Origin of the sequence: Verrucosispora sp. WMMD573 (genome assembly GCF_027497175.1) — a bacterium.
GTDB lineage: Bacteria > Actinomycetota > Actinomycetes > Mycobacteriales > Micromonosporaceae > Micromonospora.
Map to the genome: position 1 here is coordinate 4,237,143 of NZ_CP114901.1, position 21,749 is coordinate 4,258,891.

21 protein-coding genes are annotated in these 21,749 nt (G+C 72.4%); 14 read left to right on the forward strand and 7 right to left on the reverse strand.

All coding sequences use genetic code 11. From position 1 onward, the window contains the following. Nucleotides 1-50: 50 nt before the first annotated feature. Nucleotides 51-1,028 (reverse strand): DUF2267 domain-containing protein, encoded by a 978-nt coding sequence (locus O7601_RS19250; RefSeq protein ID WP_281562493.1) that lies wholly within the window; start codon nucleotides 1,026-1,028, stop codon nucleotides 51-53. Between the two features lie 214 nt (nucleotides 1,029-1,242). Between O7601_RS19250 and O7601_RS19255 the strand changes: the two genes are divergently transcribed. Beyond that, nucleotides 1,243-1,539 (forward strand): hypothetical protein, encoded by a 297-nt coding sequence (locus O7601_RS19255; protein WP_281562494.1) that lies wholly within the window; start codon nucleotides 1,243-1,245, stop codon nucleotides 1,537-1,539. 387 nt (nucleotides 1,540-1,926) lie between these two features. Here the strand turns inward: O7601_RS19255 and O7601_RS19260 are convergent, their stop codons facing one another. Next, on the reverse strand, nucleotides 1,927-2,340 hold the full coding sequence (locus O7601_RS19260) for a hypothetical protein (RefSeq protein ID WP_281566968.1): 414 nt from the start codon (nucleotides 2,338-2,340) through the stop codon (nucleotides 1,927-1,929). A gap of 171 nt (nucleotides 2,341-2,511) precedes the next feature. On the opposite strand from O7601_RS19260, the gene O7601_RS19265 reads away from it, so the two are divergent. Together O7601_RS19265 and O7601_RS19270 are read left to right on the forward strand one after the other, a co-directional pair. After that, a complete protein-coding gene (locus O7601_RS19265) occupies nucleotides 2,512-3,639 on the forward strand; it encodes a helix-turn-helix transcriptional regulator (RefSeq protein WP_281562495.1) in 1,128 nt (375 codons plus the stop codon). Further along, on the forward strand, nucleotides 3,636-4,217 hold the full coding sequence (locus O7601_RS19270) for an HD domain-containing protein (RefSeq protein ID WP_281562496.1): 582 nt from the start codon (nucleotides 3,636-3,638) through the stop codon (nucleotides 4,215-4,217). The genes O7601_RS19265 and O7601_RS19270 overlap by 4 nt, the downstream gene beginning before the upstream one ends. Before the next feature lie 278 nt (nucleotides 4,218-4,495). Here the strand turns inward: O7601_RS19270 and O7601_RS19275 are convergent, their stop codons facing one another. Next, nucleotides 4,496-4,840, reverse strand: a complete 345-nt coding sequence (locus O7601_RS19275; protein ID WP_281562497.1) for an STAS domain-containing protein — start codon at nucleotides 4,838-4,840, stop codon at nucleotides 4,496-4,498. Nucleotides 4,841-4,904: 64 nt separating this feature from the next. Next, complete coding sequence (locus tag O7601_RS19280) at nucleotides 4,905-5,246, reverse strand: STAS domain-containing protein (RefSeq protein ID WP_348650267.1); 342 nt, start codon at nucleotides 5,244-5,246, stop codon at nucleotides 4,905-4,907. 255 nt (nucleotides 5,247-5,501) lie between these two features. Here O7601_RS19280 and O7601_RS19285 point away from each other — a divergent pair, with 255 nt between their 5' ends. The 3 genes from O7601_RS19285 to O7601_RS19295 all read left to right on the forward strand — a co-directional run bounded on the left by O7601_RS19285 (nucleotide 5,502) and on the right by O7601_RS19295 (nucleotide 8,950). Further along, nucleotides 5,502-7,256, forward strand: a complete 1,755-nt coding sequence (locus tag O7601_RS19285) for a PP2C family protein-serine/threonine phosphatase (protein ID WP_281562499.1) — start codon at nucleotides 5,502-5,504, stop codon at nucleotides 7,254-7,256. After that, the gene (locus tag O7601_RS19290) at nucleotides 7,253-8,299 is read left to right on the forward strand and encodes a cobalamin-dependent protein (protein ID WP_281562500.1); all 1,047 of its coding nucleotides are present in this window, start codon (nucleotides 7,253-7,255) and stop codon (nucleotides 8,297-8,299) included. The genes O7601_RS19285 and O7601_RS19290 overlap by 4 nt, the downstream gene beginning before the upstream one ends. 204 nt (nucleotides 8,300-8,503) lie before the next feature. Next, on the forward strand, nucleotides 8,504-8,950 hold the full coding sequence (locus O7601_RS19295; RefSeq protein ID WP_281562501.1) for a response regulator: 447 nt from the start codon (nucleotides 8,504-8,506) through the stop codon (nucleotides 8,948-8,950). A 40-nt stretch (nucleotides 8,951-8,990) separates the two neighbouring features. Here O7601_RS19295 and O7601_RS19300 read toward each other — a convergent pair whose 3' ends face one another. The 3 genes from O7601_RS19300 to O7601_RS19310 all read right to left on the reverse strand — a co-directional run bounded on the left by O7601_RS19300 (nucleotide 8,991) and on the right by O7601_RS19310 (nucleotide 11,611). After that, the gene (locus tag O7601_RS19300; RefSeq protein WP_281562502.1) at nucleotides 8,991-9,845 is read right to left on the reverse strand and encodes a hypothetical protein; all 855 of its coding nucleotides are present in this window, start codon (nucleotides 9,843-9,845) and stop codon (nucleotides 8,991-8,993) included. A gap of 336 nt (nucleotides 9,846-10,181) precedes the next feature. After that, nucleotides 10,182-10,604: an OsmC family protein gene (locus tag O7601_RS19305; protein WP_093402731.1), complete on the reverse strand. Its 423-nt coding sequence runs from the start codon at nucleotides 10,602-10,604 to the stop codon at nucleotides 10,182-10,184. A 59-nt stretch (nucleotides 10,605-10,663) separates the two neighbouring features. Continuing rightward, nucleotides 10,664-11,611, reverse strand: coding sequence for a serine/threonine-protein kinase (locus O7601_RS19310; RefSeq protein ID WP_281562503.1), 948 nt, complete (start codon nucleotides 11,609-11,611; stop codon nucleotides 10,664-10,666). A 164-nt stretch (nucleotides 11,612-11,775) separates the two neighbouring features. Between O7601_RS19310 and O7601_RS19315 the strand changes: the two genes are divergently transcribed. The 8 genes from O7601_RS19315 (at nucleotide 11,776) to O7601_RS19350 (ending at nucleotide 21,741) form a co-directional block, all read left to right on the forward strand. Continuing rightward, nucleotides 11,776-12,000: a hypothetical protein gene (locus O7601_RS19315; protein ID WP_099846198.1), complete on the forward strand. Its 225-nt coding sequence runs from the start codon at nucleotides 11,776-11,778 to the stop codon at nucleotides 11,998-12,000. Nucleotides 12,001-12,091: 91 nt separating this feature from the next. Further along, nucleotides 12,092-12,838: a response regulator transcription factor gene (locus tag O7601_RS19320; protein WP_281562504.1), complete on the forward strand. Its 747-nt coding sequence runs from the start codon at nucleotides 12,092-12,094 to the stop codon at nucleotides 12,836-12,838. Between the two features lie 17 nt (nucleotides 12,839-12,855). Beyond that, the gene (locus tag O7601_RS19325; protein ID WP_281566969.1) at nucleotides 12,856-14,292 is read left to right on the forward strand and encodes a HAMP domain-containing sensor histidine kinase; all 1,437 of its coding nucleotides are present in this window, start codon (nucleotides 12,856-12,858) and stop codon (nucleotides 14,290-14,292) included. 45 nt (nucleotides 14,293-14,337) lie between these two features. Continuing rightward, nucleotides 14,338-16,446, forward strand: coding sequence for a glycosyltransferase family 39 protein (locus O7601_RS19330; RefSeq protein WP_281562505.1), 2,109 nt, complete (start codon nucleotides 14,338-14,340; stop codon nucleotides 16,444-16,446). 5 nt (nucleotides 16,447-16,451) lie between these two features. Beyond that, nucleotides 16,452-17,675, forward strand: a complete 1,224-nt coding sequence (locus O7601_RS19335) for a dolichyl-phosphate beta-glucosyltransferase (RefSeq protein ID WP_281562506.1) — start codon at nucleotides 16,452-16,454, stop codon at nucleotides 17,673-17,675. 274 nt (nucleotides 17,676-17,949) lie between these two features. Beyond that, complete coding sequence (locus O7601_RS19340) at nucleotides 17,950-18,099, forward strand: hypothetical protein (RefSeq protein ID WP_216592457.1); 150 nt, start codon at nucleotides 17,950-17,952, stop codon at nucleotides 18,097-18,099. A 10-nt stretch (nucleotides 18,100-18,109) separates the two neighbouring features. Then, the gene (locus O7601_RS19345; RefSeq protein ID WP_281562507.1) at nucleotides 18,110-19,615 is read left to right on the forward strand and encodes a class I SAM-dependent methyltransferase; all 1,506 of its coding nucleotides are present in this window, start codon (nucleotides 18,110-18,112) and stop codon (nucleotides 19,613-19,615) included. Beyond that, complete coding sequence (locus O7601_RS19350; protein ID WP_281562508.1) at nucleotides 19,612-21,741, forward strand: sulfatase-like hydrolase/transferase; 2,130 nt, start codon at nucleotides 19,612-19,614, stop codon at nucleotides 21,739-21,741. The genes O7601_RS19345 and O7601_RS19350 overlap by 4 nt, the downstream gene beginning before the upstream one ends. Nucleotides 21,742-21,749 lie beyond the last annotated feature (8 nt).

Genomic DNA, 21,749 nt, shown 5'->3' on the forward strand with positions numbered 1-21,749 from the left:
CCGTGCGGTCGTGGGCGCACATCCCACGACCGCACGAGTTGGTCTGCGGCTCAGCCGGCGGCGATGCCCGCCCCGGCCTCGTCGATGGCGTCATCGACCGTGCGTGCCAGGTCGATGTCCATCGCGGTCACCGCCCCGGCGTTACTTGAGGTCACAGTCAGCACGGCGGTCGTCGGGTCGGCGCGGCCGATCCGTGGTCCGCGGCCGGTCTGCTGGCGCAGCTGATCGAGCCGGTCCAACACCCGGTCCAGGTTGCCCGGCGGCAACTCCAGGGTTCGGGACAGCCCGGTGCCGTCACCGGACCAGTAGGGCAGGTCGGCCAGGGCCGCGCGCAACTCGGCCGCCGACAACGGCGGCAGCGCGCTGACCGAACCGACCACGCCGCCGCCGGCCGCCGGCTGGTCCAGCAACTGCCGCAGCTCGTCCGGTACGTGCAGCGACTCGATCAGGTCGCCGTCGTGCTCGGCGAGTGCGGCGAAGGTCGCCTCGGCCTGATAGCGCGCCTGCTCCGGGCTTCGACCGCTGATCCGACCCACCTCGGACAGGAAGCCGCTGAGGTCCTGGCGCCGCTCGATGCCGTCTACCGGGACCACGTCGTGCAGCGAGGCGGGCACCGCCTCCAGCAGCCGGCGGCGTTCGCCGGCCTCCAGGGCCCAGGCCAGCACGAGCACCGTCGACTCGACCCCGACCTTGGCGGTGCGGAAGTCGACCCCGGCGCGGCGGACGACGTCCTCGACCAGGTCGCGGTAGCCCATGGTGGTGATGCCCGGTGCCTGCACACCTGGCTCTGGACGGGGCCGAGGGGTCTGCGGGAGACCGGCTGACGGGGGAGCGGGACCGCCCCGCGTGGTGTCCGGTTTGCGGCTGCCGGCCGGTGCGGGGCCGGCCCGCTTGTTCTGGTCGAGGTGGGTGAGTTGCTTGGACGCGCTCAGGCTGGCGCCGGTGTCGGCGGCCCGCATGCCGCGTTCCCGGGCCTGGCGGGCCAGTGCCCGGCGGCGCTGGTTGTCGCCCTCCATCTGCTTACGCATGGTGCACACCTCGCTTCCGCTGGTGTTGTCTGGCTTCGTCGATGGCCTTCCCGGCCCTCGCCGGTGCGAAACGATCAGGTCGGCGTGGGCCGGGCGCCGGTCGCCGACATCGGTGCGGCTTCATCCGGCCGGGGTGAGGGCTCGTCACCCGGGCGGGGCCGACGATCGCGGTGGACCGGAGATCTTCCGAGGCACGGCGGAAGGGAAGGTCGTGATGAAGCGGATAGTCGAGATCGTCCCCGCTCGACCCGGTTGGTACGCCCGGTGGCGGCTGGCACCTGAGCGCACCCGCTGTTACCCGGTGAGCCTGTGGGCGCTGTTGGAAGAGGCCGACGGCGGCGGTCGCGAGGTAATCGGCGTCGACTGCGCCGGCCAGTGGCCCGGAGAGCAGGACGACGGGACAGGTGCGGAGTTCGTCCGCTATCTGTTCAAGACGCCGGATTCGGGTCCGCCGGAGGACGCGGAGCCGACCACCCACCGCACGGGCCGGTATCCGGTCCCGGCCTCCTGAGCCATCCTCCGGCCCCCGACCCCTGGTCCCAGGGTCGGGGGCCACCCCTTCTGCGTGTCCCTGGCACTCCGGTCGGCGTGAGCTCGATGCGGGTTGATCCGGCCTGGTGACGCCCGTCCCGGCCGGGTTTGACTGGCACGGTTGCGGTACTTCGCTGCGGTACTTCCGCAGGTTGCCGGGTCCAGCCGATGAAGCGGCGGTGCAGTGCGCCGGCCGGCGCCCAGGGCATGTCCTCGGCGGCCTGCACGAGATAGGCACCGAGGTAGAGGGCCAGCGACACCGGCGCGTCGGCGTACTCCGCGCGCAGCTCCCGCCGTCGGGTCGGGCACGGCCACGGCAGGTCGCAGCCGCCGCAGCTCCAGAGCGGCAGCACCGGCCCGTGGGTGGTCACCGCACACCGTCCAGGAACCGGGCGACGCTCGCGGGGGCCTGCCGGCTGGTCGCCCAGTCCACCTGCCAGCAGGGGTACGGGGACAGCCGCGACCACCACGCCCGGCAGCCAGCGCACATGCCGTCGAGCCCTCGAAGGTGGACCGCGAGGATGGCTTGCTCCGCGCCGTTGGTCATTGCTCCTCCTCGGTCGGCCAGTGCCCGCGGTTGATCGGGATGCGGTGTCGGTTCCGGCAGGGCAGGTCGGCCCCGCACCGGCACAGCCACCTCCACTTGCGCCACGACCATGCCGGTCGGTGTCGCCGCGCCAAGGTCATCGCTACGGCGATCAGGTACTGGTCGTAGGACACTCGTCGCCCCGGTGGCGTCCTGTCCCGCATTACTGGCCCCCTCCGCCGGGCAGCGCCCCATGGCCGACCCCCAAGCCACGGGACCGGATCTAGAACGTTCGGTAACTGCGACGCTACGATCACCACGACGACGGTGGGACTCACCCGCAGTACGAGTGAGCAGCCCACATGTCAGCCGCAGCGGTTGAGTCAAGGCGGAAACGTCGACCACCGGTCAACGTAGGGATGACGCATGGCAGGTCGCGGACGATCAGCACCGCAGCGGGGCGAGGTGACCGGCTACCTGCTCAAGTTGATCCGGGAGTCCGTTCCGCTGACGCAGGAGCAACTTGCCGCCGACCTGGGCGTCGACCGTGTGACCGTGCAGAGCTGGGAGTCCGGGCGCCGGCCATTCACGGCGGTGCCGCTCGGGCAGGCGTTCGCCGTCCGGCGCAGGCTCGGTCGGCTCGGAGCGAACGTGACCCTGCTCGCCGCACTCGACGACGCCGCCGAGGCAGACTTCATCCTCGCCGCAGTCCTGGACGGCCAGGTGGATCGGTGCGACATCGCCGAACAGCCGCTCGGCTGGTGCGTACTCACCCACCGCCTGACCGATCTGATCCTCTGGGCTGTTCTCGGGCAGACACCGACCTTCGCCAAAGGCATACCCGTCGCCCCTGCCCGGCGAGGTCCGGTGGCATCGGGGCCGGCCCTGCCCGCCGACGAGCAACGCGCGTTCTTCACCCGGCTTCACGTACTCGCCGAACGGGCAGCCGCCGGACGTGACCCGAGCGTTCTGCTGCATCGACAAGCGTGCTTTCTCGCGGGCATGGACCCCACCAGGACAGCCGCCGGATGGCTCTCCCAGACCACCACCCGCACCCCCAGGGCGATCACGTTCCGAACCTGGTCACCGCTGTGGCCTGACGCCCGCTCCGTCGTCACATCCCTTGCGAACCAGGGCGACCCGGAGCCCTTACGAGACTTCCTCGCCCGCGCGCATCCGGACGACGCCTGCGAGAGAGCAGCCCTCAACTACTCGGCCTACTGGGTCGGCGAGATCCCGTACCGCCAGCACGACGACTCATTCATGCCGGCACCGATCGCGGACTGGCACGGTTCGGTTCTCTTCCGGCACCTGGTCCAGCGCCTCGACCCGACGCATCCCTTCGTCGACCTCAACGTCCACAACATCTGGGCTCTGCTCGCCGTACGCCGCAGACTCACCCTCGACAACCCCGCCGAGAGCCGCGCGCTCCTCGAACGCAGTACCCGGATCCTGGACAGTGACCACATCTCTCCACAATCCCGGCAGGAACTAGCCTCTATCGTCTACAGCCTGCGAGCAGACGGAGTCACCGGCACAGGGACGGGCAGATGAACGACGACCACGACGCCGCCGGAGCCATGCGCTTCATCTTCGAGGCCGGCGTACTCAAACGCGCCGCCCGCACCGGTTGGTGGTTCGCCGGCATCAAGCACCCCGAATCCATCGCCGAACACTCGTTCCGAACCGCGCTCATCGGGATGATGCTCGCCGCCATGGAAGGTGTCGACCCGGCACGCGTATCGATGCTGTGCGTTCTGCACGACACCCAGGAAACCCGGATCACCGACATCCCACACATCGCCAAGCGCTACCTCACCGCCGCACCCAACACCACCGTCACCGCCGACCAGGTCGCCGCCTGCCCGCCCGAGGTCGCTGACCTCATCAACAACGCCGTCGCAGAGTACGAAGCGGGTGAGACACCAGAGGCCATCGTCGCCCGCGACGCTGACAAACTGGAATGCCTCGTCCAAGCAGTCGAGTACCGCCACCAGGGCATAGACAACGTCCAACGCTGGATCGACAGCTCACGCGCGGCACTCAAAACCACAAGCGCCCACCGCCTCGCCGACGCCGCCCTCACTGGACAACCCCTCGCCTGGCTCACCCCTCCCGCACCACCGGCATAACCACCAGCACCAAGCACAGGCCTATCACCAAGGCGGATCACTCCAACTGGGACGACCCCTCGCTTGCAAGTTCTGGGCGCTCCGTCCATGCGCGTCCGCGCACGCCTCTGACGCTGATCCGCAGACCGCCGTACTTCACCCTCCGGAAACCGGCCCTGCTGCTGTCACCGTTGCTGCCGACAGCAACCGGGCCACCCGTTCGCGCCCCGGTGACTCCTTAACCCCCAGGCAACAAATCCGGGCGCTGGTCCAGCGGCGTCTTCAGCGGCCTGGACGGATCAGCCGGCCGCCTGCACGTCGTCCCCGGCGGCCAGGGAGAGTTCCAGCAACTCGGCGAGACCGGTGCGGTCGAGCAGCTGACGCAGGGTGGGGTTGACGCCGGTCAACCGCAGGGGCACCGAGCCACCCCGGTGGGCCACCACGAGCGCGCTCAACCCGGAGGAGTCGCACAGCACCACACCGCTGAGGTCGATGACGAACCGCTGACAGCCGTCGCGCCGCAGGGTGGCCACGGCGTCGATCAGCTCCGGCGCGCTGTCGAAGTCGAGGTCGCCGGTCAACCGCAACTCGGCCTGCCCCGCGTCGTGCCGGTCGACCTCGATGACCAACAGCGGTGCCGACATGACCCCATGCTGCCAGTACGGCGGCCAGACGCAAGTCGCGGGGTGAGAAGTTCTTCGACAACCGCTACGCGGTGACCGGAGACTGACCGTCCGGCTCGCTGCCGGCCGGCTCGCGGGCCAGCAGGCCGGTCACCCCCGTCATGTCGAGGATCGTCTCGAGGAACCGGGGGACTGCCGTCAGCCGCAGTCGGAGGCCGCGTTGCTGGCCCTCGCGCCAGGCGTGCACGATGACGCTGAGCCCGGTGCTGTCGATGAATTTCAGGCCACCGAAGTCGAGCACCAGAGTGGCGGGGGCGGCGCTCATCAGCCGGTCGACCTCGGCCCGCAGCGGCGCGGCGCTCGTGTAGGCGAGATCACCGACGACCGTGATCACGGGCGCGTCAGGATCCGACCGGTCGACGGACATGCTCAGCGGCGGCGTCTCGGGTCTGCGACCGTGGGACAGCAACGATCACGCCTTCCGCGGGTGGCGGGCGGGTAGGGGCGTTCGGATCGTAACAACCACCGAGTTGGCCCGCCTGTCGGGCGGCCGTGGGCGTTCGACGGACGGTTGCTCGGGTGGCGGCACCGGCAGACCCGCGTAGGCTGGGTGTCAGGGAACGTGACCATGCATGCCGCTCGAAGCGGCTGCGGATTTCGACAAGGAGCGAGGCTCAAGCTGGTGACAGGTGCCGACGTCAGGGACCTCGACCCCGGCGACGGACGGTCTGCCACGCCGAGCGCCACCCGGGTTTCCGCCTGGCGTCCGACCAACTCCCGGTCGGTCGCTGCGCTGTCCGCGCTGGAGCGGGCGCAGGGCCAGCTCGCCGTCGACTGGCCCGAGGTCGCCGAGCATCTCCGCGAAGGCGTGGTGCTGTGCGGTCCGGACGGAACCGTACGGCACGTCAGCCCGGTCGCGCAGCGTCTGCTGCCCGAGGTGGTCGTCGGCGGGACGGTCGAGGCGGTCGAGCGGCTGGCCGCGTCCGATCAACACCTGCGCCATCACGGCCGACGGCTGCGGGTGCGTCGGGTCCCGCTGTCCGCCGGGCGTAGCTGCTGGTACGTCGAGGATGTCAGCGACAGCGAGCAGCGCTCCGTGGAACTGGCCGCCGAGCGGTCCAGATCGGCCTTCCTCACCATGGCCGGCGACAAGCTGGGCAACCCGCTGCACCCGGACCGGGCCGCCGCGGCGGTGGTCCGCCTCGCCGTGCCCACCCTCGCCGAGGTGGCGGTGCTGGTGCTGGCGCCCCGCTCCGGACGGGCCCGCTGGTGGCGGGCCAGCCAGACCGCAGACGAGACACCCACAGTCGATCGCGGGGTGATCGCCGCGACGGCGCTGCCGCCGGCGATCGCCGAGAGCCTGCGGGGTAACCAGCCGCATGCCGTCGACTGGCTGGTCGAGCAGGTCGTCGACGCGGGCTGGCTGCCCGGTGTCGCCGCCACCGAGGTGGCTGCCCGTCTGGTGTCGCTGCCGGGCCGGGACTCGCCTGCGGGGGTGCTGCTCGTCGCGCGGGGGACGGGCGGCTGGTACGGCGAGAACGACCTCGACCTGGTCCGGGCGTTCGCCGCCCGGGCCGGCGCGGCGTTGACCACCGCGCTGCTCTACCGCGAACAGGCGGAGGTGGCCGACATGTTGCAGGCCAGCCTGTTGCCGGTCGAGCCGTCCGCGGCACCGGGCGTGCAGTGGGGTACGGCGTACCGTCCCGCTCAGGCCGGCCTGCGCATCGGCGGTGACTTCTACGGTTCCCACCGGTTGCCCGACGGCGGCTCGGTGTTCTTCCTCGGCGACGTCTCCGGTAAGGGTGTCGAGGCGGCGGTCTTCACCGGGCAGCTGCGGCAGTGCCTGCACGCGTTGCACCGGGTCGAGCAGCAGCCTGCCCGGCTGCTGCGGCTGCTCAACGACGCACTGCTGGAGACGACCCTGGCGCATGGTCAGGGCCGGTTTGCCACGATGGTGCTGGGGGTGGTCCGTCCGCACCGCGACGGTGGCCTGGGGCTGACGCTGGCCGGCGGCGGGCACCTGCCGCCGGTGGTGCTGCGTGCCTCAGGCGAGGTGGAGCAGTTGCCGTTGAACGGCATGCTCATCGGCGTGGTGCCGGATCCGCGCATCGGTCAGGTCTCCACGCGGCTCGCCCCTGGCGAAACCTGCCTGCTCTACAGCGACGGCGTCACCGAGGCGCGCGGCGGCCGGCGGGGCGAGGAGTTGTTCGGCGCCGACCGTCTCGTGCAGGCGCTCAGCGGGTGCCACCGGATGCCGGCGCCGGCGCTGGCCGAGCGGATCGAGCAGGTGACCTGCGACTGGTTGGCCCAGCGTGACCACGACGACATCGCGGTGCTCGCGCTGCGCGCCACCGGCGTCGCCAACCGCCCGCAACGGCATCTGCACGCCGTGCCGACCGTGACCGGGCCGGACCCGGAGGGGGCGGCGGCCCGGTGACCGCCGCGACGGAAGACACCTCGCTCGAAGCTGTCTACCCGGAATACCTGCACTGTCTCGCCGAGGCCGACGAGCACGCCGCCGTCGAGGTGGCGTGCGGGCTGCTCGACGGCGGCGTGGCGGCCGAGCGGGTGTTGCTGGATCTGGTCGCGCCGGCGCAGGCCGAGGTGGGGGAGCGATGGGCGCGCAACGAGTGGAGCGTGGCCCAGGAGCACGCGGCGACGCACATCAGCGAGCGGGTCGTGGCGGCGGTCGCCGGGTACGCCGACGTGCGCCCGACCCGCCCCCGGATCGTGGTGGCCTGCATGGACGGGGAGTGGCACGCGCTGCCGGCGCGACTGGTCGCCGAGGTGCTGCGGCTACGCGGCTGGCAGGTCACCTTCCTGGGCGCCAGCGTTCCCGCCGCGCACCTGGTGTCCTACCTGCACCGGTACGACGCGTACGCGGTGGCACTGGCCTCCGCGCTGCCGATGCGGCTACCGCACGCGCACCGGATGATCGAGGCGTGTCGGCGCTCGGACGTGCCGGTGCTGGTGGGTGGTCGGGGTTTCGGTGTGGACGGCCGGTGGGCTCGACGGCTCGGGGTGCCCTGGGCCGGCAACGCGCCCGCCGCTGCCGAACTGCTCGGCGACGAGCGGACCCTGCGTGCGGCGGCGTCTGTCGACCTGGCGCACCTGGCCGACGACGAGTACGCAAGCCTGGTGAACCGGCGCGGCGAGTTGATCGACAGCGCCCTGGCCGACCTGGCGCAGCGGTTTCCGGCCATTCGCGACCACACCCCGGCCCAGTTGGACTCGACGGTGAGCGACCTCGGATACATCCTGGATTTCCTGGCCGCCGCCCTCTACATCGACGACGGCTCGCTGTTCACCGAGTTCATCGAGTGGCTGGTGACCATCCTGGGCAGTCGGAGCGTACCGGCCGTGACGGTGGACGCGTCGCTGGCACACTACGGCCGGTCGCTGCACGACTTTCCCCGGGCGGTGGACTATCTCCGGCGGGGCCGCGAGGTACTGCCGGTTGTCGCCCGGCAAGCCGCCTGACCGCGAGCTGATGCCGCCCGTCCAAGAGTCCCTATACTTGTCGCGCAGCAAACATCTGTGCTGACCGTGGCCGGCCAGGCCAGGGTGCTGGAGGTACGCCGCGACTTCGCGGACCCGGCGGTCGCCGACCGTCCGGCGATGGGCTAGATTTCCGCCAGCGCGGGGCCGGCAGGTCCCGTCCTGGCCGACCTGAGGCAGGTAGAGATGGGCGCACGTACCCTCGCTCCGGTTCGCATTCTCGTGGTGGACGACGACCCGGGCGACGTGCTCATGATCGAGGAGGCGCTGGCCACCTCGGACGTCGAGAAGGTGATAGACGTGGTGGCCGACGGTCAGGAGGCGATGGAGTTTCTCCGCCGCGAGGGCCGGCACGGCGACGCCCAACGCCCGGACGTGATCCTGCTCGACCTCAACATGCCCCGCAAGGACGGGCGTCAGGTGCTGGGCGAGGTGAAGGGTGACGAGGACCTGCGGACGATCCCGATCGTCGTGCTGACCACCTCGAACGCGGACACCGACATCATCAGCAGCTACACGCTCCAGGCCAACGCCTACGTCACCAAGCCGATCGACCTGGACGACTTCAACGACGTGGTGCACCGGATCGACGAGTTCTTCGGTCGAGTGGTCGTGCTGCCCAAGCGGGCCTGACCCGCCGTTGCCGGCGGGCCTGACCCGGCCTGCGTCCGGCTCAGGTCAGGGCCGCCACCACGGTGGCGGCCCGGTCCTCGTGCTGGGCGTAGGCGTAGGGAAAGGCGGAGATCTGCACGGCCTGGGCGGCCAGGGTCAGGCTCATCTGCTGCCAGCCGGGCACCTGGAGCAGCGCCTCGTAGAACGCGCGGGCCGCGTACGCCGGCCGCATCAGATCCCGTACGCTGCCCCACCCGCTGCTGGGGCGTTGCTGGAACAACCCGACGGAGTCGTGGTCCCAGCCGACGGCCTGGTGCGGGTAGTTCTGCGACTCGGGCAGCACGCCGCTGGCGTAGTTGAGCAGGGTGCTCTCCTGCATCGCGGTGGCTACCGCGATCACCAGCCCTTGGCGGGGGATCTTCATGTCGACGCCGACGTCCACGATCGCCTTGGCGTTGTCCATCTGCGTCTGGGTGAGCCCGGCGACGGGTCGGGGGCGCGCCGGCTTGGTGGCGGCCTTCTTCTTCGGCTTCGGCTTGGGGGTGGGCGACGGCTCGGCGCTGGGCGAGGCGGTAGGGCTGGCCGGGGCGGGCGTGGGGCTGCGGTCGAAGGACCGGGAGGCCGCCTTCTCCTGGGCGGCTAGCGCGCGGTCGGTGAGCGCCTCGGTCACCGGGGGTGGGGGTGCCTCGTCGTCGTGCCGGGTGGCCACGATGGCGGTAGCGCCGAGGCAGCAGGTCACGCCGGTGGCCAGGGCCACCCGGACCGGGGTGGAGACGAGTACCGCGCGAACGCCGCGGCGCGGTGTCGGCACGGCGCGATGTCGCCCCATCACCCATTCGGATGATGTCTCGTCGGCCGAAAGGCTCGCCGGTTGCCCGGGGGTCAGCTTCTGGTCGAAGTCGTCGTCGGGATGCACCCGCCGAGGCTAGAAAGCCAAGCGCCGTCTGCCATCGGCCCGGTTGATGGCATGCGTCACAATTCGCGGCTATCCGCCGGGTCATTCTCCACGCAAGCCTACATAGCGCTCCGAATGGCCCTATCCGTCGGGGAGTAAATGTCGGAAATCAGCGTATAAAACAGGGCGGAAACGGGATCTTGTAGGCGTCTATCGGCACCTTTGGCTGCCTCCTCCGAACGGGTGAGGCTGTGCTCGACCCAATCGAGCCGGCTCGTGGGGCGGTCGGACCACGCGGGGCTCTCCCGGCGTCGGTACGCCGCGGGAACCTCAGCCGGTCCCGGTCTCACCAGCGGGTCAGTGTCGGCCGTTCTCCGCCGGACTGACGGTCAGCCGGTGCCGGCCGCCGTCCTCGCTGGAGAACGGCCACAGCCGGTCGGCGTGCTCGACCAGTTCGGCGAGCTGCTGTCGACTCAGCCCGACCGACGAGATGGAGGCGTGCACGTCGGCCCGGTACCGGCCGTCGTCGTCCCGTCCCAGCTTCGCCTCCGCGCGTACCTGCACGGTGTGCGCCTCGTCGGTGATCCCGCCGGCCGCCTCCACCGCCGCGTGATGCAGGCAGGAGGCGAACGCGGCGGCCAGCAGCTGCGACGGGGTCAGCCCGGTGCAGTGCGGCGCCAGCGGCGAGGCGAGGGCGGTGGACAGCGCCTCGTCGTCGGTGTGGATGTGACCGCCCTCGGCGGTCGCGGCGGCAACCTCGTTCAGCCAGGAACTCGGCATCGCGTTCCTCCCGTCACTCCCCGCCCGGCTACCCGGGGCCGGACGCGTGAAACCGGGGATCAACCGCCGTGCCGACTCCACTGGGCCACGGCGGCGGCCTCGGTGACCTCCGCCGCTGCCCGCTCCGTCCACGGGCTCACCGCCGCTGGCCGCTGCCGTGGCATCAGTGGCTCGTGCATCGGCACGTACACCCGGGCGTCGACCGCCTCGGCCAGCAGCAGTGCGGCCACCAGGCTGCTCGGCCGCCGGGTGGGGTCCTCGGCGAGGCAGCGCCGGCACAGGTCAGCCACCTCGGCGGGCAGTCCGGGCAACTCCGGCAGCGCCCGCGGTGCCCGGCGTGGCTCCCGCCCGAGCAACTGACTGACGCTGTCCGCCGGGTACGGCAGGCGTCCCGAGAGGCTGTAGTAGAGCAGGACGCCGAGGGCGTAGATGTCGGCCGCCGGGGTCGCCGGAGCCCGGTGCAGCTGCTCCGGCGCCAGGTACGCGGGCGTGCCGACCACGACGCCGTCGGGAGCGGTGTCGGCGGCCCCGGCCGGGGTGGCGATGCCGAAGTCCAGCACCTTCACCCCTACGGGAGTGAGCATCACGTTGGCCGGCTTGATGTCGCGGTGCACGATGCCGTGCGAGTGTGCGGCGGCCAGCGCGGCGCTGACCTCCGCGCAGACCCGCACGGCGATTCGCCAGTCCAGCGGGCCGGTGCGCAGGTGCGCGGCGAGGGTCTGCCCCTCGGCCAGTTCCATCACGATGTACGGCAGCTCGTGCCCCAACCCGGTGTCGCAGGTGCCGAAGTCGTGCACGCTGGCCACGTTGGGGTGGACCAGGCGGGCTGCGGAGCGGGCCTCGGAGCGAATTCGCTCCACCGAGGCCGTCCCGTCGGGCTGACCGGGCGAGACCAGTTTCACCGCGACCGACCGATCCAGCACGGTGTCGTAGGCCCGCCACACCTCCGACATCCCACCGATGCCGATGCGCTGTTCGAGCCGGTAGCGCCCGTCCAGCGTACGCATCGACCGCCCCCTACCCTCGTGGTGCTCCGCCGCGACACGTGAGGCCGTGGCCCCGGCACGGTACCCCAGCTCCGATCAGGGCAAACCCGCCTCGGACGGCGGCTGGTGCGTTAGCGTGCGAGCCGGGACGCCCGACGCGCCGGGCGGGCTGGAGGCGGATCGTGATGAGTGAGGTGACCGTACGTTTCGTCGGCGGTCCGGCCCACGACCTGGTCCGGTCGCTGCCGGCCGGCCCGGACGGCACCCCGCCGCGGCTGTGGGTGCTGCGCCGGCCACAGGAGGCGCCGACGCCGGCAGCCGACCATCTCTACGTGCGGCAACGACCCGACGGGTCAGGAACCTGGTCCATGCGCTTCGTCCGGACCGACCCGGTCGGCGTGACCGAGTGACCCCGTGCCGACCTCCTCCGGTGGTGGCCGCACAGCTGGCACACAGCAACCGCACAAGCGGCCCCAAGTGCGCGGCCCCACCATGGCAGCCATGAGGATCGAGGGCGAGGCCGCGCCGGGCCGGGTGGAGCTGCGTCGACCGGACGGTGAGCCGGTCCGGGTGCTGGTCGTCGACGACGAGCCGACCCTGACCGACCTGCTGTCGATGGCGCTGCGCTACGAGGGCTGGCAGGTGCGGACGGCGGCCGACGGCATGGCGGCGGTCCGTGCCGCCCGGCAGTTCCAACCCGACGCGGTGGTGCTCGACGTGATGCTGCCCGACCTGGACGGTTTCCAGGTGCTGCGCAAGTTGCGGGCGGACAACGACAGCGTGCCGGTGCTGTTCCTGACCGCCCGGGACGCGGTCGAGGAGCGGGTCGCCGGGCTGACCGTCGGCGGCGACGACTACGTGACCAAGCCGTTCAGCCTGGAGGAGGTCATCGCCCGGCTGCGCGCGCTGCTGCGCCGCTCCGGCCTCGCGGTGGCCGCCCGCCCGGACGCGGTGCTCACCGTCGGCGACCTCACCCTCGACGAGGACAGCCACGAGGTACGCCGGGACGGACGGCTGATCACCCTCACCGCGACCGAGTTCGAGCTGCTGCGGTACCTGATGCGCAACCCGCGCCGGGTGCTGAGCAAGGCGCAGATCCTCGACCGGGTGTGGAACTACGATTTCGGCGGCCAGGCCAACGTGGTCGAGCTGTACATCTCATACCTGCGGAAGAAGATCGACGCCGGCCGCCAGCCGATGATCCACACCCTGCGCGGGGCCGGGTACCTGCTCAAGCCGGCGGAGTGAGCGGAGTGCGCCGGTGGCTGGCGGGCTGGTCGCTGCGGACCCGCCTGGTGATCACCCTGGTCGCGCTGCTCGCCGTGGTCAGCCTGGCCATCGGCGGCCTCACCACCGTGGCGCTGCGGCAGTTCCTGATCTCCCGGGTGGACGAGCAGTTGCGCTTCACGCCCGGCGGGCGGCCCAGCGCCCCGTGGGAACCCGGCCCGGGCACCGGCCCGTGGGGCGACGTGCGGGTACCGCGCGGCTTCCCGCCCGGCACGATCAGCGCCCAGGTCGTCCACGGCCGGGTCACCGAGGCGTGGACCCTGGTCGGCCGGCAGGAGCAGCCGGTACCGGTCGGCGAGGTGGGCGAGCTGGCCGACGTGCCCACCGACGGCCGGGCGCACAGCCTGAGCCTGGGGGACCGGGGCGGCTACCGGGTCGTGGCCCGGCAGTCGGCCACCGGGACGGTGCGGGTGCTGGGTGTGCCGCTGGCCGGCGTGCAGGAGACCGTCTGGGCGATGGTGGCCGCGCAGGCCGGGGTCACCGCCATCGGCCTGCTCGTCGCCGGCACCGCCGGGGCGCTGATCGTCCGGGCCACGCTGCGTCCGCTGCGCCGGGTCGCCGCCACCGCCGCCCGGGTCAGTGAACTACCGCTGGACCGGGGCGAGGTGGCGCTCTCCGAACGCGTTCCGGCCGCCGACACCGACCCGCGTACCGAGGTCGGGCAGGTCGGCTCCGCGCTCAACCGGATGCTCGGCCACGTCGCCGCCGCGCTCGCCGCCCGGCAGGCCAGCGAAACCCGGGTACGCCAGTTCGTCGCCGACGCCAGCCACGAACTGCGTACGCCACTCGCGGCGATCCGTGGCTACGCCGAGGTGGCGCGCCGGGGTCGCGACGAGGTGCCGCCCGACGTGGCCCACGCGCTGCGCCGGGTCGAATCGGCGAGCACCCGGATGACCGGCCTCGTCGACGACCTGCTGCTGCTGGCCCGGCTGGACTCGGGCCGACCCTTGGCGGTCGAACCGGTCGACCTCACCGCACTGGTGGTGGACGCGGTGAGCGACGCGCACGTGGCCGGCCCCGAGCACCGCTGGCAGCTCGACCTGCCCGGGGCGGTCATCCGGGTGCCCGGTGATCCGGTGCGGCTGCACCAGGTGCTGGCGAACCTGCTGGCCAACGCCCGGGTGCACACCCCACCCGGCAGCACCGTCACCACCAGCCTGCGCCAGACCGGCGACGCCGCCGAACTCAGCGTCACCGACGACGGCCCCGGCGTACCTCCCGAGCTGCGGCCCGAGGTGTTCGAACGCTTCGCCCGCGGCGACAGCTCCCGGTCCCGCGCGCACGGCAGCACCGGCCTCGGCCTGGCCATCGTCGCCGCCGTGGTGGAGGCGCACCACGGCGCCGTCGCCTTGGACTCCCGGCCGGGCCGCACCGTCTTCACCGTCCGGCTACCCAACTCCACAGCCGACGCATAGGCGAGGCACGGCGGCACGACAGCTCCCCGGCCGAGGCTGGCCGGCATGGACAGCACACGCAATCCGTCGCACCCGTCCGGGGCACCCACCGCCTCAGCCGACCCTTCGGCCCCCTCGACCGCCTGGGTACGGCCGGCCCTGGCCGCGTTGCTGCTGGCCACCGGGCTGCTCTACCTGTGGGGCCTGGGCGCCTCCGGCTGGGCCAACTCCTACTACGCCGCGGCGGCGCAGGCCGGCTCGCAGGACTGGACGGCCTTCTTCTACGGCTCGTCGGACGCGGGCAACTCGATCACCGTCGATAAGACACCCGCCTCGCTGTGGCTGATGGCGCTCTCCGTACGCCTGTTCGGTCTGAACAGCTGGGCGCTGCTGGTGCCGCAGGCGCTCTGCGGGGTGGCCACGTTCGGCCTGCTGTACGCCGCAGTGCGCCGTTGGTACGGGCCGATCGCCGGCCTGATCGCCGGCGGGGTGCTCGCCGTGACGCCGGTGGCCACGCTGATGTTCCGGTTCAACAATCCGGACGCGTTGCTGGTGCTGCTGCTGGTCGCCGCCGCGTACGCCACGGTCCGCGCCCTGGAGACGGCAAGCACCCGGTGGTTGGTGCTGGCCGGCGCCCTGGTCGGCTTCGGCTTCCTGACCAAGATGCTCCAGGCGTTTCTGGTGCTGCCGGTCCTCGCGGCGGTGTATCTGATCGCTGCGCCGACCACGCCGGGCCGCCGGCTCCGGCAGGTGCTGATCGCGGGGCTGGCTGTGGTAGTGGCCGCCGGTTGGTGGGTGGCGGTGGTCGAGCTGGTGCCCGCCGCGCACCGCCCGTACATCGGCGGGTCGCAGTCCAACAGCGTGTTGGAGCTGACCCTCGGCTACAACGGTCTCGGTCGGATCACCGGCAACGAGGTGGGCAGCGTCGGCGGTGGCGGCGGGCCGGGCGGCGGCGGCCCGTTCTCCGGGCAGGCCGGCCCGCTGCGCATGTTCGGCGGGCAGGTCGGCGGGCAGATCTCCTGGCTGCTGCCGGCCGCATTGATCCTGCTGGTGGCCGGGCTGGTGCTGGCCGGCCGGGCGGCGCGTACCGACCGGGCGCGGGCGGGGCTGCTGCTCTGGGGCGGCTGGCTGCTGGTCACCGGCGGGATCTTCAGCTACATGTCCGGCATCTTCCACGAGTACTACACGGTGGCGCTGGCACCGGCGGTCGCCGCGCTGGTCGGCATCGGCACGACCCTGCTCTGGCAGGCCCGCGCCGTCGCGTCGAGGGGACGCCGGATCGCGTCCACCCTGGTCCTCGCCGGCACCGTCGTCGTCACCGCGGTGTGGTCGGCGACGCTGCTGAACCGTACCTCCGACTGGTATCCGTGGCTGCGTACCGCCGTACTGGTCGGCGGGCTGATCGCGGTGTCGACGCTGCTGCTGGCCCACCGGCTGGTCCGCCGCGCGGCCGTCCCGGCGTTGCTGGTCAGCGCGGCGGTGGCGCTGGCCGGGCCGGCCGCGTACGCGATGCAGACCGCAGCGACCCCGCACACCGGCGCCATCCCGACCGCCGGTCCGCAGGCGCGCGGCGGTATCGGGCCGGGCGGGGGCGGACGTTTCGCCGACGGCCCTTACGCCGGCCGCTTCGACGGCACCGGTCGACCCGGCGATGGCCGGTCCGGCTTCGGCCCGCCGGGCGGCGGCGACGGTACCGCCGGGCGCCCGCCTGTGGGCCAGATACCCGGCGGCGCGGCCTTCGGTGGTCAGGTTCCCGGGGGGTCGGAGGCAGCCGGGCGGACCGGAGCGAACCGTGGCGGCCCAGGTGGTCTGCTCGACTCCCGGACGCCGAGCGCGGAGCTGCGGGAGCTGCTGGAACGCGACGGCGACGACTACACCTGGATCGCGGCCACCGTCGGCTCCAACAACGCCTCCGGCTACCAGTTGGCCACCGGCCGGCCGGTGATGGCGGTGGGCGGCTTCAACGGCAGCGACCCGTCGCCCACCCTCGCGCAGTTCCAGCGGTACGTGGCCGACGGCAGGATCCACTGGTTCCTCGGCGGGGGTGGCTTCCGGGGCACCAACGGCGGCAGCTCCGCCTCCTCGGAGATCGCCGCCTGGGTCGCGGCGAACTTCCCGGCGCAGACCGTCGACGGGGTCACCCTCTACGACCTGAGCAGCGGAAGGCAGGGGTGACCGCGATGATCACCTCGACCGGTTCCCGCGCCGCCGTACAGGCCCGGCCCGGCGCCTCGAACCCGGTACTGGACGTCGTCGTCCCGGTCTACAACGAAGAGGTCGACCTCGGCCCGGGCGTCCGGCGACTGCACGCCCACCTGGCCGAGCACTTCCCGTACCCGTTCCGGATCACCATCGCCGACAACGCCAGCATCGACGGCACCCTGGCCGTCGCCGAGGCCCTCACCGTCGAGCTGCCCGAGGTTCGGGTACGGCACCTGTCCGCCAAGGGCCGCGGGCGGGCCCTGCGGGCGGCCTGGTCGGCGTCGGAAGCGCCGGTGCTGGCATACATGGATGTCGACCTCTCCACCGATCTCGCGGCGCTGCTGCCGCTGGTCGCGCCACTGATCTCGGGTCACTCCGACGTGGCCATCGGTACCCGGCTGGCGCGTGCCGCCCGGGTGGTGCGCGGTGCCCGGCGGGAGGTCATCTCCCGGACATACAACCTGCTGCTGCGCGGCACCCTGGCGGCCCGGTTCTCCGACGCGCAGTGCGGGTTCAAGGCGATCCGGGCGGACGTGGCCCGCGAGCTGCTGCCACTGGTGCAGGACACCGGTTGGTTCTTCGACACCGAGTTGCTGGTGCTGGCGCAGCGGGCCGGACTACGCATCCACGAGGTGCCGGTCGACTGGGTCGACGACCCGGACAGCCGGGTGGACGTGGTGGCCACCGCCGTGGCCGATCTGCGCGGCATCGGTCGCCTCGGCCGGGCGCTGCTGACCGGAGCGCTGCCCTTGGCCGACCTGCGCGCCCAATTCGGTCGGGCACCGCTTGCGGTGCCGCCGGGGCAGGTGCCGGCCGGGCTGCCCCGGCAACTGGTCCGGTTCGCCGCCGTGGGGGTGGCCAGCACCTGCGCGTACCTGCTGCTGTTCACGCTGACCCGGGGTGCGCTTGGTGCGCAGCCGGCGAACCTGCTGGCGTTGCTGCTCACCGCGGTGGCCAACACCGCCGCCAACCGGCGGCTCACCTTCGGCATCACCGGACGCCGGCACGTCAGCCGGCACCACGTGCAGGGACTGCTGGCGTTCGCTCTCGGCCTCGCGCTCACCAGCGGGTCGCTGGCCATCCTGCACGCTGCCGCCACCCCGGCCCGTTCGGTGGAACTAGCCGTGCTCCTGACGGCCAACCTCGCCGCCACCGTCCTACGCTTCACCCTCCTCCGCCTAGCCATGCACCACCACCCCTAACACCCGGTCAGCCCTTGTTGATCATGAGGTTGGCGGCACTTTTCAAGATCGAAATTGCCGCCAACCTCATGATCAACAGGGTGGGGCGGGGTTGTGGGTGAGGCGGTGGGGGAGGGGGTGGGGTGGGAAATGGGGTGGGGGAAGTGGGCGGTTGTGCCCGACTGGAGGCGATGAGCGGCGTACGGTGGCATAGGTCCGGCCAGGCCGCCCGAATCCTCGATGTGAGCTTATGGCGGTTGGTGTCGGTTTATGACGGCAGAGGAAGGAGCGGTCGGTGAACCACCTGGCCTACCTGGACGCGGGATCCGGCAGCCTGATCGTGCAGGCGGTGGTCGGCGGGATCGCCGGGATCGCGGTGGCGGCCAAGCTCTACTGGCGCAGGCTCGTCAGCCGATTCCGCCGCCAGCCCACCGACCAGAGCTGACCCCGAGCCGATGGTGATCCCGGACCTTGGCCGGTCGCCCGCCGGCCCGCCGCCCCACCCGGCTCGCGCACGACCGGCCCCGCTGCATGTCGGCCCTCGGCCGGAGCCCGGCTCGTTCCGCGACCCGGCCAACCGGGTGTTCCACGCCGGCGACGACGTGCTGCGCGCGCTCGACCGGAGCGCCGCCGAGGACTGGCGTGCCCTCGCCGACAGCGGCTTCTTTCCGCCGTTGCTCGCCGCCGGCAAGGTCTGCGGCACCGAGGAACTGCCGGCGGAATCGCCGTTGCGGGAGCTGCCGACCGGTCCGGCGTCCTCGGGCTGGGCGACGGTGCTTCGGCACGAGCGCGTTCCGTTCGTCTCACACCCGTACGAATGGTCCTTCGCCATGCTGCGCGACGCCGCGCTGCTGCACCTGGAGATCCTCCGGGCCGCCCTGCCGGCGGGCTTCACCACTAAGGACGGCTCGGCGTACAACCTCCAGTGGCGCGGCACGGATCCGGTCTTCATCGACATCGGGTCCTTCACCCGGCTGCGCGACGGTGAACCCTGGGCCGGCTACCGTCAGTTCTGCCAGACGCTGCTCTACCCGCTGATGCTCGGCGCCCACCTGGGGCTGGCCTTCCACCCGTGGCTGCGGGCCCAGGTCGACGGCGTCGAGCCGGAGCAGATGGGACCACTGTTCCGGGGCACCCGTCGGCTGTTGCCCGGCGTGCTCACCCACGTCCACCTGCACGGCTCCGTGCAGCGCCGCAGCGCCGCCACCAGCACCTCCGACGTACGCGCCCAGTTGCGCGACGCCGGATACACCCGTGAGCTGGCCGTGGCCACCGTGCGGGGGCTGGAGAAGCTCGTCCGCCGCCTGGATCATCAGCCGGCCGCCACCCACTGGGTCGACTACCAGCACACCTGCGGCTACTCCGGCGACGACCGGGCGGGCAAGGAGCGCTTCGTGGTCGCCGCGCTCAACGCCGGCGGTCGCCGCCGGCTCGTGCTCGACCTGGGCGCCAACGATGGACGGTACGCCCGCCTCGCCGCCCGGCATGCCGACTACGTGGTCGCCGTGGAGCAGGACCCGGCGGTGGTCGACCGGCTCTACCGCACCCTGCGGGGCGCGGGCGAACGGCAGGTGCTGCCGTTGGTGATGGATCTGGCCGATCCGTCCCCCGGTGGTGGCTGGCGCGGCATCGAACGGGCCTCGTTCGCCGACCGGGCCAACGCGGACACCGTGCTCGCCCTGGCCCTGGTGCACCACCTGGCGATCGGACGCAACGTGCCGCTGCCGGAGGTGCTGACCTGCCTCGCCGGTCTCGCCGCACCCGGCGGCCGGCTGGTGGTCGAGTTCGTCCACCCGGACGACCCGATGGCGGCCCGGCTGCTGGCCAACAAGCCCGACGGCATCTTCCCCGACTACCGGCGGGATGCCTTCGAGGCGCTGCTCGCCGGCCACGGCACCGTCGAGGACCGGCTGGAGCTGCCCTCGGGTACCCGCACCCTGTACCGGGTGGCGCTTCCGTGACCGATCGCCCCGGCACCGGAGCCGAGGCGAGCAGCAGCGGTGCCGCCCGGCCGGGCGGCACCGCCGACGGCGATCCGACGCCTGACGGATCCGGGCTCCCGGCCGCCGGGGAGCCGGCCCGCCGCGTACGGCGGTGGTGGGGTCCGGGCGGCTGGCGAGCCGAGAGCCGGCGGCTGCTGGAGGTGGCCGCGCTGGTCGGGCTGGTGATCACTCAGCCGTTGCTGGACATCCTCGGCCGCAGTCCGGACTTCTTCCTGTTCCACCGGGCCGATCGGGGCGAGATTCTGCTGCTGGTGGCCCTGGTCGCGGTGCTGCCGACGGTGGCGCTCGGGCTGCTGGGCCTGCTCGCCGGCCTGGCCGGAGTCGCGGTGCGGACGGTCACCCACAGCCTGCTGCTCGGGCTGCTGGTCGCCGCGCTGGCGGTGCAGGTGGGCCGGCACACCATGCCGCTGCGGGGCGTACCGCTGCTGCTGGTGGCGCTGGCGATCGGTGCCGCCGCGGCCATCGCCCACCGCCGCTGGACGGCCCCCGGCCGGGTGCTGCGCCTGGCGGCCGTCGGTCCGCCGATCTTCGTCGGGTTGTTCCTGTTCGCCTCGCCGACCGGGCCGGTGGTGCTGCCGCTCGGCGACGGCGGCGTGGCGGGCACGGCGACCGGCAACCGACACCCGCCGGTGATCATGCTGATCCTCGACGAGCTGCCGCTGGTCTCCCTGCTCGACGCCGCCGGTGGCGTCGACGCGACGCGGTTCCCGCACTTCGCCGAGCTGGCCGCCGCCTCGACCTGGTACCGCAACGCGACAGGGGTCAGCGGATGGACCCCGTACGCGCTGCCGGCGATGCTGACCGGCCGCTACCCGGCGGAGCCGTACGCCCCGCACTACTCGCACTATCCGGACAACCTCTTCACCGCCCTCGGCGGGCTGTACGACATCCGCGCCGAGGAGAGCATCACCCGGCTCTGCCCACCGAGCCGCTGCGAGCAGCCGGTCACCCCGGAACAGGGGATCGGCGTGCTGGTCCGCGAGACGGCACAGCTGCTGCGCCAGGTGACCGCGCCGCACGACAGCCGGATCGACCCGGAGGACTCCTACCGTGAACGCACCGCCGAGGAGGCCGGCATCGACGCCGCCGAGCCGGTGCCGACCGACCCGAAGTTCCGCTGGGACAGCCTCAACGTCAACCAACCGGCCCGGTTCACCAGCTTCCTCGCCGGCCTGACCCCGTCGGCACGACCTACCCTGCACTTCCTGCACCTGCTGATGCCGCACTCGCCGTGGGCGTTCCTGCCGTCCGGGGCGCGGTACGAGGCACCGGAGGACTTCCCGAACGAGGGTGACGGCTGGGTGGACCTGGCCCGCGCCCGGCATCTCGCCCAGCTCGGCTACACCGACCGACTGATCGGCGAGACGATGCGTACGCTGCGCGCCAGCGGCCTGTGGGACGAGGCGCTCGTGGTGGTCACCGCCGACCACGGGGTCAGCTTCACCAAGGGTGTGCAGGGACGCGGCGAGGACGCGATCCGGGCCGCCGCCGACGAGGTGGCCTGGGTGCCGCTGTTCGTCAAGACACCTGGCCAGCGCGGCGGGCGGGTCGACGACCGCAACTGGCAACACGTCGACCTGCTGCCGACGGTCGCCGACGAGACCGCCATCCGGCTGCCCTGGCGGGTCGACGGTCGTTCCGCCCGGCAGGCGCCCCGCACCGACGCGGGCAAGGTCTTCTACGACCGGCCGTCCCAACCGATGCCGATCAGCGGCGGAGTGCCGGCCGCGCCGCCACCGGCGGCACCGCATCGGCTGGTCGGCACCGCCGTGGGCGCGGTGCCGACCGCCGGCAGCGCCCGGGTCGGTGGGCGGGACGCCTTCCGCGCCGTCGATCCCGACGAGGGTGTGCTGCCCGGCATGATCTGGGGCACCGTCGATGACGACATCCCCGACGGCGCCGAACTGGCGGTGGCCGTCAACGGCACCGTCGCGGCGGTGGTCCCGGTGGTCGCCCCGGACCCCGGCGGCCGACGCTTCGCGGCGTTGCTCGCCGACGACCGGCACTTCCGGGCCGGCGCCAACCGCCTCGACCTCTACCTGGTCGACCAGGACGGTCGGCTTCGTCAGCTGTCGATCTCCTGACCGGTCCG

What these genes read in the sequence shown, in the direction of transcription:
- O7601_RS19250 (WP_281562493.1), bottom strand. Translation starts at nt 1,028, where the DNA reads ATGCGTAAGCAGATGGAGGGCGACAACCAGCGCCGCCGGGCACTGGCC.
- O7601_RS19255 (WP_281562494.1), top strand. Translation starts at nt 1,243, where the DNA reads ATGAAGCGGATAGTCGAGATCGTCCCCGCTCGACCCGGTTGGTACGCC.
- O7601_RS19260 (WP_281566968.1), bottom strand. Translation starts at nt 2,340, where the DNA reads ATGGGGCGCTGCCCGGCGGAGGGGGCCAGTAATGCGGGACAGGACGCC.
- O7601_RS19265 (WP_281562495.1), top strand. Translation starts at nt 2,512, where the DNA reads ATGGCAGGTCGCGGACGATCAGCACCGCAGCGGGGCGAGGTGACCGGC.
- O7601_RS19270 (WP_281562496.1), top strand. Translation starts at nt 3,636, where the DNA reads ATGAACGACGACCACGACGCCGCCGGAGCCATGCGCTTCATCTTCGAG.
- O7601_RS19275 (WP_281562497.1), bottom strand. Translation starts at nt 4,840, where the DNA reads ATGTCGGCACCGCTGTTGGTCATCGAGGTCGACCGGCACGACGCGGGG.
- O7601_RS19280 (WP_348650267.1), bottom strand. Translation starts at nt 5,246, where the DNA reads ATGTCCGTCGACCGGTCGGATCCTGACGCGCCCGTGATCACGGTCGTC.
- O7601_RS19295 (WP_281562501.1), top strand. Translation starts at nt 8,504, where the DNA reads ATGGGCGCACGTACCCTCGCTCCGGTTCGCATTCTCGTGGTGGACGAC.
- O7601_RS19305 (WP_093402731.1), bottom strand. Translation starts at nt 10,604, where the DNA reads ATGCCGAGTTCCTGGCTGAACGAGGTTGCCGCCGCGACCGCCGAGGGC.
- O7601_RS19310 (WP_281562503.1), bottom strand. Translation starts at nt 11,611, where the DNA reads ATGCGTACGCTGGACGGGCGCTACCGGCTCGAACAGCGCATCGGCATC.
- O7601_RS19315 (WP_099846198.1), top strand. Translation starts at nt 11,776, where the DNA reads ATGAGTGAGGTGACCGTACGTTTCGTCGGCGGTCCGGCCCACGACCTG.
- O7601_RS19320 (WP_281562504.1), top strand. Translation starts at nt 12,092, where the DNA reads ATGAGGATCGAGGGCGAGGCCGCGCCGGGCCGGGTGGAGCTGCGTCGA.
- O7601_RS19330 (WP_281562505.1), top strand. Translation starts at nt 14,338, where the DNA reads ATGGACAGCACACGCAATCCGTCGCACCCGTCCGGGGCACCCACCGCC.
- O7601_RS19335 (WP_281562506.1), top strand. Translation starts at nt 16,452, where the DNA reads ATGATCACCTCGACCGGTTCCCGCGCCGCCGTACAGGCCCGGCCCGGC.
- O7601_RS19345 (WP_281562507.1), top strand. Translation starts at nt 18,110, where the DNA reads ATGGTGATCCCGGACCTTGGCCGGTCGCCCGCCGGCCCGCCGCCCCAC.